This is a genomic window from Luteibacter sp. SVR4-7G (genome assembly GCF_056755555.1).
The window spans coordinates 1-11,502 of record NZ_JBPGXO010000071.1 but is presented as its reverse complement, the minus strand read 5'-3'; the positions used below and the strand labels follow the sequence as shown (position 1 = coordinate 11,502).

At 67.1% G+C, this 11,502-nt stretch carries 11 protein-coding genes; 8 read left to right on the top strand and 3 right to left on the bottom strand.

Going from position 1 to position 11,502, the window contains the following annotated elements; translation table 11 throughout:
- Nucleotides 1-303 precede the first annotated feature (303 nt).
- On the top strand, nucleotides 304-1,230 hold the full coding sequence (locus tag ACR9ZH_RS17885; protein ID WP_481292115.1) for a M14 family metallopeptidase: 927 nt from the start codon (nucleotides 304-306) through the stop codon (nucleotides 1,228-1,230).
- 3 nt (nucleotides 1,231-1,233) lie between these two features.
- Here ACR9ZH_RS17885 and ACR9ZH_RS17880 read toward each other — a convergent pair whose 3' ends face one another.
- Nucleotides 1,234-1,881 (bottom strand): HD domain-containing protein, encoded by a 648-nt coding sequence (locus tag ACR9ZH_RS17880; RefSeq protein WP_481292114.1) that lies wholly within the window; start codon nucleotides 1,879-1,881, stop codon nucleotides 1,234-1,236.
- Nucleotides 1,882-1,891: 10 nt separating this feature from the next.
- A complete protein-coding gene (locus tag ACR9ZH_RS17875; RefSeq protein ID WP_481292113.1) occupies nucleotides 1,892-2,308 on the bottom strand; it encodes a cupin domain-containing protein in 417 nt (138 codons plus the stop codon).
- Between the two features lie 27 nt (nucleotides 2,309-2,335).
- Between ACR9ZH_RS17875 and pdxR the strand changes: the two genes are divergently transcribed.
- From pdxR to ACR9ZH_RS17855, 4 genes are all read left to right on the top strand, one after another.
- On the top strand, nucleotides 2,336-3,805 hold the full coding sequence (pdxR, locus tag ACR9ZH_RS17870) for a MocR-like pyridoxine biosynthesis transcription factor PdxR (protein ID WP_481292112.1): 1,470 nt from the start codon (nucleotides 2,336-2,338) through the stop codon (nucleotides 3,803-3,805).
- Between the two features lie 59 nt (nucleotides 3,806-3,864).
- Nucleotides 3,865-5,058, top strand: a complete 1,194-nt coding sequence (locus ACR9ZH_RS17865) for a M23 family metallopeptidase (RefSeq protein ID WP_481292111.1) — start codon at nucleotides 3,865-3,867, stop codon at nucleotides 5,056-5,058.
- A 58-nt stretch (nucleotides 5,059-5,116) separates the two neighbouring features.
- Nucleotides 5,117-7,318, top strand: a complete 2,202-nt coding sequence (locus ACR9ZH_RS17860; RefSeq protein WP_481292110.1) for a penicillin acylase family protein — start codon at nucleotides 5,117-5,119, stop codon at nucleotides 7,316-7,318.
- Nucleotides 7,319-7,405: 87 nt separating this feature from the next.
- A complete protein-coding gene (locus tag ACR9ZH_RS17855) occupies nucleotides 7,406-8,728 on the top strand; it encodes an amidohydrolase family protein (protein ID WP_481292109.1) in 1,323 nt (440 codons plus the stop codon).
- Here the strand turns inward: ACR9ZH_RS17855 and ACR9ZH_RS17850 are convergent.
- Nucleotides 8,725-8,964 carry a hypothetical protein gene (locus ACR9ZH_RS17850; RefSeq protein WP_481292108.1) on the bottom strand — a complete coding sequence of 80 codons (240 nt, stop codon included), beginning with the start codon at nucleotides 8,962-8,964 and terminating at the stop codon, nucleotides 8,725-8,727. The two genes, ACR9ZH_RS17855 and ACR9ZH_RS17850, sit on opposite strands and share 4 nt — an antisense overlap.
- A gap of 401 nt (nucleotides 8,965-9,365) precedes the next feature.
- Here ACR9ZH_RS17850 and gmk point away from each other — a divergent pair, with 401 nt between their 5' ends.
- From gmk to mlaE, 3 genes are all read left to right on the top strand, one after another.
- Complete coding sequence (gmk, locus tag ACR9ZH_RS17845) at nucleotides 9,366-9,983, top strand: guanylate kinase (protein WP_481292107.1); 618 nt, start codon at nucleotides 9,366-9,368, stop codon at nucleotides 9,981-9,983.
- Nucleotides 9,980-10,792, top strand: a complete 813-nt coding sequence (locus tag ACR9ZH_RS17840) for an ABC transporter ATP-binding protein (protein WP_481292106.1) — start codon at nucleotides 9,980-9,982, stop codon at nucleotides 10,790-10,792. The genes gmk and ACR9ZH_RS17840 overlap by 4 nt, the downstream gene beginning before the upstream one ends.
- The coding region (gene mlaE, locus ACR9ZH_RS17835) for a lipid asymmetry maintenance ABC transporter permease subunit MlaE (protein ID WP_481292105.1) at nucleotides 10,789-11,502 on the top strand (714 nt) is incomplete at its 3' end. The genes ACR9ZH_RS17840 and mlaE, both read left to right, overlap by 4 nt.

The following is an 11,502-nucleotide window of genomic DNA, read 5'->3' as shown; positions in this document are numbered from 1 at the left end:
TGTTGGGAGGAGCCGGTGGCTGCCGTTTTTGGAGCGATTCCGCAGGGAGGCGTAGGCCGGACGAGGACTTAGCGAGATAGTGGCAGGGGCCGGCGACCCGCCGCCACGCCAAGGCAAAACGCGATGGCGAAAGCCGAGCCAGGGGCAACGGCCCTGCGGCGAAGCCGCTTAAGACACGGGCACGCGTAAGCGAGCCAACCGACGCGAAAGGCGGTCGCGCGCAAGGCGCGCTCCTACAAGGGCGGTTGTCGGGCCTTGAGCATGGCTAAAATGCGGCTCCCATCCAAAAAACGGAACGCGATCGTGAACCAGCAGTCGTCGTATGCCATCGGTACTCCCGGGAGACCCTGGGGTGCCGCCGAGATCGCCGAATGGCGGTCGCGCCAGGTGAAGCGGCGCGACTTCCGCGAGGACGTCCTGAGTGCGATCGAGCCGCTGCGCGAGCGCTTCGACGTCTCCGAATACGGTGCGCTCCAATACGACGGCGAACACTACCCCTTACTGGCGGTGCGCACCCGCGGCTGGGACGACGGCCTCCCGGTGATGCTGGTGACCGGTGGCGTGCACGGTTACGAAACCAGCGGCGTGCACGGTGCGCTGCAGTTCCTGCGCGATCATGGCGGCGACTACGCCGGTCGCGCCAACCTGCTGGTCGTGCCGTGCGTGAGCCCGTGGGCCTATGAGCGCATCCACCGCTGGAACCCCGACGCGATCGATCCCAACCGGAATTTCCGCGAAGGAAGCGCGTCCGGCGAAGCCGCGGCGCTGGTGAACCTGCTGGCGCCGCTGCGCGGCCGGATACTCATGCACATCGACCTGCACGAGACGACCGATTCCGACGAATCGGAATTCCGTCCCGCGTTGGCCGCACGCGATGGCAAGACCTTCGAGCCGGGCGAGATCCCCGACGGTTTCTACCTCGTCGACGACACGGAAAACCCGCAGCCGGACTTCCAGCAGGCAGTGATCGAAGCGGTGGCGAAAGTGACTCACATCGCCCCGGCCGACGCCCGGGGCGAGATCATCGGCTCGCCGGTGGTGGCGCCGGGTGTCATCGAGTATGCATTGAAGAAGCTCGGCCTGTGCGCCGGTATCACCAATGCGCGTTATACGACCACCACCGAGGTCTACCCGGACAGCCCGCGCGCCACGCCGCAACAGTGCAACGATGCACAGGTGGCGGCGGTGCGTGCGGCGATCGGCTACGCCCTGGCACACCCCGCCGGCTGAGGCTCAGTGCGCCCAGGGCGACGCGGCGATGACGCTGCAGATGTCCACGCGCTGGAAGTGCGGGTCCCTGCACGCCAGGAAGTCGTCGTTGAACGTGCCGAACGTACTCGCGGGGCGATGCTTCATGCCTTCGTAGAAGGTATCGATGATGTCGCTCTTGAAGGTTTCCTCGCGCGGGTACGCGTTCGTGACGGCTTCGAGTTCCTCGTCGGTGAACCGCGTGTAATGACGGCCGGCCACGTCCATGCCGGCACCGACGTGGAGTAGCGTAGCTTCCGGGTGCAGGAACTCGGGAATGCCCGGCGTGGTGTGCAGGGCGATGGCCGCCCACGTCTTCTGTGCGTCGGCCTCGTCGATGCCATGGCTGCGCAGGAAGTCGCGCGCCGCATTGGCGCCGTCCACTTCGAAACGCAGCTGGCTCCGGTGGTAATGCTCCGTCAGTCCGAGGTCGTGGAACATGGCGGCGGTATAGAGCAGCTCCGGGTCATAAGCCAGGCCTTCGCGCTTCCCGAGCAGCGCCGCCCACAGGTACACGCGGTGGGAGTGCTGGAACAGCAGGTTGTGTCCGGTATCGCGCAGCAGCTCGGCCGCTTCGCGTGCGATGCGGCTGCCCGGGATCACGACGCCCAGTTGGAAGATCGAACGATTCATGCGGCTCGTCTCACTTGTCCGGCGTCGTCAGCGTGGTCTCATTGCTGTCGACCACGAACACGGCGAGCAGCTTCGCCGGCTCCGTCTTGCTCGCATTGCGGCTCACGCCGTGGTGCTGGCCGGGGGCTTCGAAGAATGACTCGCCAGCCCTGTAGACCCGTGCCGGGCCATCGTCGACCTTGCTCTCGATCGCGCCCGATACGACGTACGCGTAGATGAAGGCCGACTTCGCATGGGTATGCGGATGGCTGGCGCCGCCCGGCGGATACGTCACTTCCACGGCGGTGAGCGTCTTGCCGGGAATGTTGGGGATGGCGTGGGAGAAATTGGGTTTGACGCTGTCGCCCGCGTCGTGGGCGCCGGCGACGGCGGCGAGGGACATCGCGGCAACAGCTGTCAGGGTGGTGAGGAAGCGGTTCGCTTTCATGGGCTGACTCCGTGGGGATAGGGCATCTTGCGCCGGCCCTGGTGCACCGGAAAGAACCAGGAACGCTCGCACTGGATGTACCATGACGGCATGACGCCGTTACTGGACATCAAGCTCGACCGTGCGGCCAGCACTACGCTCGCCGAGCAGATCCGTCTTGGCGTTCTTGCCGCGATCGAGAGCGGTGCGCTGGCGCCCGGGGCGCGGTTGCCCTCGTGGCTGACCCTGGCGGCGCAGCTCGGAGTGGCGCGCGGCACGGTGAAGTCGGCCTACGAGCGTCTGGCGGACGAACAGGTGGTGGTGTCGGCAGGTTCGGGCGGCACGCGGGTCGCCGATCATCCGATGCGGGCCGGTGCCGTGGCTCGCACAGGGGAGGCCGACCCCGCTCCCCCGCAGTACGCGCATCTCTTCGCGCCGCCGTCCATGTTCCAGATGGGCGTGCCGGCATCGGACCAGCTTCCCGTCGGGCTGCTTTCCCGGTTGCGCGCCCAGGCCGCCCGTGCCGAGGTCGCCGCGTTGGCGGTTTATCCGGATCCGCGCGGCGAGCCGGTGTTGAAACGGGAGATCGCCGCGCATCTCGCCCTGGCGCGCGGCCTCGACTGCCGGCCGTCACAGGTCTTCATCACCGCCGGGTTCACGGGTGCGCTCGGCTATGTGCTGAAGCTGCTCGGGGTCGAAGGCCGTAAGGCATGGATGGAGGATCCCGGATTCTTCCAAAGCCGCCGCGCGCTCGAACTGGCCGGTCTGGCCACGGTCCCCATACCGGTGGACGAGGAGGGCATGGACGTGGACCACGGCATCGCGAACGCCCCCGACGCCGCGGTCGTCCTCGTGACGCCCGGCCAGCAGGCGCCCCTGGGTCCGACCTTGTCCTTGCGCAGGAGAGTGGAACTGATCGAGTGGGCCGAGCGCACGGGCGCCTGGATCATCGAGGACGATTACCTCGGCGAACTCCAGCTCAAGCGGCGTGCGGCACCGGCGCTCGCTTCGCTGGACGGCTTCGGCCGGGTGGTCCATATCGGATCCTTCAGCAAGACGGTGAGCCCGTCGCTGCGCCTGGGCTTCGCCGTCGTCCCGCCGTCGCTCGTGGAGCGGTTCAACGAGATCGTGATGTGCCTCGGCTCGGCACCAGGCCCGGCCGTGCAGCAGGCCATCGCGGAGTTCATGCGCGAAGGCCACTACATGCGGCACCTGCGGCGCATGAAGCGCATCTATGCCGAACGCGGCGAGTTGCTGAGGACGACACTGGAAGGCCGCGGTTACGACGTACGCATCGGCGGCCTGAGCGCCGTTCTGCGCCTGCCCGACAGCGCGCCGGATAGCATCATCGCCAGCGAGGCGCGCCAGCTGGGAATGGCGCCGGAGCCGCTATCGCGGTGGTTCGACGGGCGCAGCCGTCCGGGCCGTGGGCTGCTCCTCGGCATCGCCACGGCGAAACAGGCGCAGATTCCCGATGCCTGTCGCCGGTTGCACGAGCTGATCGGCAGGTACATATGACCATGCCGGCTGATAGACGCTATCTTCTTCCGCGGTGCACCTGAGCAGGGCCATTGCCCATGAAAAATACGATCGTCGCATCGCTGTCGCTGTGGCTCGCATGTGCGACGGCCGGGCAGGCCGCCGGTGCCATGGAAACCGTCAAAGCCGCGGTCCCGCAACAAGTGGCCCACATCGGCGGCGAACATGTGCAGGCGACGGTCGCGTCGCCACCCTGGCCATTTCCCATGGCGGGCAAGACGTGGCTGGTCTATGAGTTGCACCTGGCCAACCCCGGCAGCGCGCCCATGGAAGTGCTGCGGCTGGACGCGATCGATGCGGCGCAGCCGCGCGAAGCACTCGTGCGCTGGGAAGGAAAGGACCTGGCGGATCGCATCGCTTCGCCCGGCACCCAGGCTTCGTCGTCGGTCCTGCAGCCGGGAGACACGCGGATCGTTTACCTGGAGGTGCCCCTTCGTTCCGGTCCTCCGCCGGAGGCGATCGCGCACGTCGTCTGTTTTCGGGCGCCCAGCGATACGAAGGCGGCACCGCAATGCCAGGCGGTCGGCCGCAGTCCCCTGGTCACGCAGCCGCTTCCCGTACTCGCGCCGCCGGTACGAACGGGGCCCTGGGTCGCCGTCTACACGGTCGCCGCGCCACGCGGCCATCGCCGGGTCATCTCCAGCGGAGACGGCTCGTCGGGCATACCGCAACGCTTCGCGATCGACTGGATGCTCGTCGGCGAAAAGGGTGGGCTTTACCAGGGCGACGAAATGAAGGTGGCGAGTTGGTACGGCTACGGCCAGGACGTGCTCGCCGTCGCGTCGGGCACCGTCGTCGAGGTACACGACGGCATGGCGGAAAGCCCGGTGCTGGAAAACCGCAAATATCCCGGACTCGAGGCGAGCGGGAATTTCGTCTCGCTCGCGCTGGGCGACGGGTTGTACGCGCACTACGAGCACCTCAAGCCCGGCAGCGTCCGGGTCCGTCGCGGCGATCACGTCACCGCCGGCCAGGTCATCGGTTCGCTCGGGTACACGGGAAACTCCACGGGGCCGCATCTGCACCTGCACGTGAGCACGGGAGCCGGCCCGATGTCCGGCGACGGCGTGCCCTACCTGCTGCGCGACGCGAACGTCGTGGGGCGATACGCCTCGCTCGGGGATTTCGGCAAGGGCCTGCCGTGGTCGCGGGAAGGCAGCGAGCCCGCGACGAAGGCGGGACTGCGTCCCGCCGAGGGCGCGGTGATCGAGTTTTCCGGAACGGCTAAGTAGAGACGTCCGGCACTTGACCGGATGCGCCGGGAAAGGGCTAGCATCGGTGATCCCTTCCATGGCAACTATCTTGATGATCCGTCGCCGGCATGCCCTGTTCGTCGCCATCGTCCTGGCCAGCCCCGCCGTATTCGCCGGCACGGAGGCAACCGATGCGGCGCGCTGGAAGAAAGAGGCCGCCGCGGTCACCGTCGTGCGCGACGACTGGGGCATTGCCCACGTGCACGGCAAGCGCGACGCCGATGCGGTCTTCGGCATGGCGTACACCCAGGCTGAAGACGACTTCAACCGTGTCGAGACCAACTACCTCACCTCGCTGGGCTGGATGGCGCAGGCCGAGGGCGAATCCGCACTGTGGACCGATCTGCGCCAGCGCCTGTTCGTCGACGAGACGCAGCTGAAGTCGATGTATGCGCGCTCGCCGGCGTGGCTGAAAGGACTGATGGATGCCTGGGCCGACGGGCTCAATGACTACCTGGCGACGCATCCCGGCGTGCATCCGCGCGTCATCAGGCACTTCGAGCCGTGGATGGCATTGAGCTTCAGCGAGGGCAGCATCGGCGGCGATATCGAGCGGGTGAAGCCTTCCGGCTTGCAGGCGTTCTACGGCAAGGATCCGGACGGCGCGCTCGCGCAGTTCGTGCCGCCGTCCAGCTGGGCCGAGCCGACCGGTTCCAACGGCATCGCCATCGCGCCGAAGCTCACGACGAATGGTCACGCGCTCCTCCTGATCAATCCGCATACGTCCTTCTTCTTCCGCTCCGAACTGCAGATGTCCAGCGACGAAGGCCTCGATGCCTACGGCGCCGTGACCTGGGGCCAGTTCTTCATCTACCAGGGCTTCAACAAGCACATCGGCTGGATGCATACCTCGACCGGCGCCGACGTCGTGGACGAGTTCGCCGAGACGATCGAACGCAAGGACGGCAAGCTGTTCTACCGCTACGGCAAGGAGCTGCGGCCGGTGACCGTCCGCGAGATCGTCGTGCCCGTGCGCACGGGCGACGGGTCGATCGCCGAGCGCAGGTTCACCACCTATGCCACGCACCACGGTCCCATCGTTCGCGCGGACGGCGACAAGTGGATCGCGGAGGCGCTGATGAACAAGCCGCTCGAAGCCTTGCAGCAGAGCTGGCTGCGCACCAAGGCCAACGACTACGCGGCCTATATGAAGGTGGCGGAGCTCAAGGCGAACTCATCGAACAACACGCTCTATGCGGACGACAAGGGCAATATCGCGTACCTGCACCCGCAGTTCATTCCGAAGCGCGACGACCGCTTCGACTATACGAAGCCGGTCGATGGCAGCGATCCCGACACCGACTGGAAAGGGCTGCTGCCGCTCGACAAGGCGCCGCATCTTTTCAATCCCGCCACCGGCTGGATCTTCAACACGAACGACTGGCCGTATTCGGCGGCAGGTCCGGACAGCCCGAAGCAGGCCGACTTTCCACGCTACATGGATTCGGTCGGAGAGAATCCGCGCGGCCTCCACGCGACACGGGTACTCACGGGCCGCACGGGCTTCACCCTCGCTTCGCTCATCGATGCCGCTTTCGATCCGTACCTGCCGGCCTTCGCGCGCCAGCTCCCGATCCTCATCGCGGACTACGATGCGCTGCCCGCAAGCGATCCGATGAAGCAGGAACTCGCCGGGCCCATCGCGCTCCTGCGCACGTGGGACTACCGCTGGGGCATCGCTTCCATGCCGACCTCGCTCGCGGTGTTCTGGGGCGACATCCTCTGGGACAAGGCGAGCAAGCTGGACACCGCCGAGGGTCTCTCCGTCTACGACGTGATGGCGGAGAAGGCCGGGCCGAAGGCACGCCTGGGCGCGCTCGCCGAAGCCGCCGACCGCCTCGAGCAGGACTTCGGCAGCTGGGGCGTGCCCTGGGGCGAGGTAAACCGCTTCCAGCGCGTGGACGGCGCCATCAAGCAGCACTTCGACGACACGAAGCCGAGCATCCCCGTGCCGTTCACTTCGTCGCGCTGGGGCTCGCTCGCCTCGTTCGGCGCCCACCGCTGGCCCGGCACGAAGCGCTACTACGGCACCAGCGGCAACAGCTTCGTCGCCGTGGTCGAGTTCGGCGACAAGGTAAGTGCACGCGCGATCACCGCCGGCGGCGAAAGCGGCGACCCGGCGTCCAGGCATTTCAACGACGAAGCCGAGCGGTACACGACCGGAAACCTGCGCAAGGTGTACTTCTGGCCGGAAGACCTGCAAGGGCATACGGAGCGGACATACCACCCGGGCGACTGAGGGTGCGGCGACGTTCGCAAGATCCTGTCGTTCCGTAGTATTTGCAAGACGGTCGCAGTCAGATTTTTTTTCAAGGGGAGAAGCACGATGGCCGGACGCACGAAGCTGTGGCGATGGTTTGCCTTGTCGCTGTTGTCCATGGGGGCGGCCGCGGTCGACGCGCCGGCGCCCACGGGCACGGTTCTACTGAAGGCCGACCGTGTCTTCGACGCACGCGACGAACAGACGCACGAGGGCTGGGTCGTCCTGGTGCAGGGCGGAAAGATCGCCGATGTCGGGCCCGCAGCGAAGGTCGCCGCTCCATCCGGCACGCAGACCATCGACCTGCCGGGCACGACGCTCTTGCCCGGCCTCATCGACGCGCATTCGCACGTCTTCCTGCACCCTTACAACGAAACGCTCTGGAACGACCAGGTGCTCAAGGAGACGCTCGCCTTCCGTACCGTGGAAGCCGTGAAGCATGCACGCGACACGCTCATGAGCGGGTTCACCGCCTTGCGCGACCTCGGCACCGAAGGCGCCGGCTACGCGGACGTCGACGTGCAGCGCGCCATCGACAAGGGTCTCATCCCTGGGCCGCACCTCTTCGTCGCCACGCGCGCGACCATCGCCGCGCATTGCTACGGCCCGGGCCCGCTCGGCTTCCGCGAGGACATCGACCTGCCGCAGGGCGGCATTCCCGTCAGCGGCGCCGCGCAGATGATCGACGCCGTCCGCGACCAGGCGGCGCACGGGGCGGACTGGATCAAGATCTACGCCGATTACCACTGCGGCAAGAGCAAGGGCTCGGTACCCACGTTCACCGAGGAAGAGCTGAAGGCAGGCGTCGACATGGCCCATTCGCTCGGCCTTCCGGTGGCGGTGCATTCGAGTACGGCCGAAGGCATGCGCCGTTCGGTGCTTGCCGGTGTCGACACCATCGAGCATGGCTATGACGGCACGCCGGAGGTCTTCGCGCTGATGAAGAAGCATGGCGTGGCGTACATGCCCACGCTGGAAGCGAGCGCGGCCTATGCCGAATATTTCGGCGGATGGAAGCCCGGCCAGCCGCCCACGGAGGACATGCAGAAATCCGCCAAGGCCTTCCGGACGGCCCTGGATGCAGGGGTAACGATCGGCAACGGCAGCGACGTGGGCGTATTCACCCACGGCACCAACTACAAGGAGCTGGAATGGATGGTGCGCGACGGCATGCGGCCGGCCCAGGCCCTGCTGGCCGCCACCGCCGTCGACGCGAAGGTGCTGCGCCAGCAGGACCGGATCGGCCAGCTGCGCAGCGGCCTCGACGCCGACATCATCGCCGTCCCGGGCGATCCCACGAAGGACATCGGCACGCTCGCCCACGTCAGCTTCGTGATGAAGGGCGGTGTCGTCTACAAGCGGCCAGAAAGCGCCTCCGGCGCTCCCTAGGCCGTTTCGAGGTCCGCGTCGGGGGAGGCCTGCCGCGGATTGGGGGAGGACTCCGCCCGTGCCAGTTCGGCGGCGGCGATCTCGTCCAGGGTGTGACCCAGGGCGACATCGTCGCTGGTCGCGTAATAGCCCGGCGACCAGTTGTGCCGGCGGACGGCGTCCAGGTGACGCACGGTTTCGAACTCCAGCTTGTGCGGAGAGTAGTTGAGGGCGTTGAGGGTAAGGGCGACGTACATGGCCATGCCTCGGTGCACGAACTCGTGCGGAAGCGGATGGGCGAGCCGGGTCTCGCGTCCTCGCCCGCGGCGGAAAGCCCAAGGGGCGAGCATAGATCGGTGGGCCGGTCCCGCGCCGGGCTTCGTCCCCGACGCATGACCGAAGATGCGCTGCGGCGCATTAAACGCGTGTAATCGAACTGCGTTTTGAGCCCTTTTTTAAAGGGGTTTCGTGCATGACTGATGGCACATGATCGTTGCTTGCGTAACCGATTCCGGGCGCGCAGGAGGGCGATGGAGGACGTGGCCCCGAAACCCGGTACAATCCCCTTTTGTACAACAGGATGCGTGCCGATACCGACCCGTTCGGTGCGCCGGTGCCACCGGGAGCGAGCCATGTACCCCCAACGAGTTACCCGCGGATGACCGAAGGCACCCTGTTCGTGGTGGCTGCGCCCTCCGGTGCGGGCAAGTCCACGTTGGTCAATGCGCTGCTGGAGTGCGAGCCGGAGATCTCCCTGTCCATCTCGCATACCACGCGTCCGCCCCGGGTGGGGGAGGAATACGGCAGGCACTATTTCTTCGTGGAGCGGCCGGATTTCGAGCGCGAGATCGCCGACGGCATCTTCCTGGAGCACGCCGAAGTGCACGGCAACCTCTACGGCACCTCGCGCACGGTGGTCGAAGGCACCCTCGGCCAGGGCCGCGACGTGCTCCTCGAGATCGACTGGCAGGGCGCGCGCCAGGTGCGCAGCGCGAAGCGGGACTGCGTGAGCGTGTTCATCCTGCCTCCCTCGAGGGTGGAACTGGAGCGCCGCCTGCGCGGCCGCGCCTCCGACAGCCCCGAGGTGATCGAGCGCCGCCTGTTCAACTCGCGCGAGGAGATCGCTCACGCGCACGAGTTCGACTACATCATCGTGAACGACCGCTTCGAGGACGCCCTGGGCGACCTCCGGGCCATCGTCCGCGCGGTGCGCCAACGCGCGCCGCTGGCGGCCCGCCGCCACGAATCGCTGATCGAGGAGCTGATCGCCCCATGACCGACGACGTCATCGTCCGCGTGCGCGGACTCACCACGGTCCTCAACGGCAAGACCATCTTCGACAGGCTCGACCTCGACATCCCGCGCGGCAAGGTCACGGCCATCATGGGCCCCAGCGGCACCGGCAAGACCACGCTGCTGAAGCACATCACCGGGCAGATGCGCGGCGACGCGGGCAGCGTCGAGGTCGACGGCCGCAACGTGCCGGAACTGTCGCGCGAGCGTCTGTTCGAACTGCGCGAGCGGATCGGCTACCTGTTCCAGAATTCCGCGCTGCTCACGGATTTCGACGTGTTCGAGAACGTGGCCTTCCCGCTGCGCCAGCACACGAGGCTGCCGGAAGAACTCATCCGCAACATCGTGCTGAACAAGCTCCAGGCCGTGGGGCTGCGGGGCGCGGCCCGGCTCATGCCCACGGAGCTCTCCGGCGGCATGGCCCGGCGCGTGGCGCTGGCCCGTGCCATCGTCTTCGATCCCGCGCTGATCCTCTACGACGAACCTTTCGTGGGCCTGGATCCCATCGCATTGAACCAGGTGCTGCTGCTCATCCGCACGCTGAACGAGACGCTGGGCATCACCAGCGTGCTCGTGGCGCACGAGCTCGCGGCCGTGCAGAAGGTGGCGGACCACGTGTACCTGATCGCCAACGGCAAGGTCGTGGCGCAGGGCGACCCCGCCACGCTGGCCGGCGACGGTTCGCCGTGGACGGCGCAGTTCTTCGGCGGCGAAGCGGACGGCCCGGTGCCCTTCCAGTATCCCGCCGGCGATTACGCCGCCGCGCTCGGCTTTCCCGGAGGCAAGGCATGACCAGCAGGGACGACAACATCGTCGTTCGCAGCCTGACCCAGATCGGCGCGTGCGGACTGTTCCTCCTGACGATCCTGGCGGCCATCCCGCGCAGCTTCCGGCACGGCCGCGAGACGATCCGGCAGATCTGGTTCGTCGGTGCCATGAGCCTCACCATCGTGATGACCTGCGGCCTGTTCGTGGGCATGGTGCTGGGCTTGCAGCTGTACGACGTGCTCTCGATCTTCGGCGGCACCTCGGCCACGGGCACCGTGGTCGCCATCGCCATTTATCGCGAACTCGGGCCGGTCGTCACGGCACTGCTGTTCGCCGGCCGCGCGGGCACCTCGGTCACCGCCGAGATCGGCCTGATGCGCGCCACCGACCAGCTCGACGCCATGGAAATGATGGCCGTGGACCCGATCGCCTACGTGGCCGCGCCGCGCTTTCTCGCCGGCGTGGTGGCTCTGCCCCTGCTCGCCGTCGTGTTCTGTGCCATGGGCGTGTTCGGCGGCCACCTGGTCGGCGTCACCTGGCTGGGCATCGACAACGGCACCTTCTGGTCGAACATGACCGCCACCGTCGACATCCGCAAGGACATCGTCGACGGCGTGCTGCTCAAGTCCATCGCCTTCGGCATCGTGGTCTCACTGATCGCGGTGTTCCAGGGCTATACCACCCCGCCCACCAGCGAAGGCGTCGCCTATGCGACGACGCGCACGGTGGTGGCT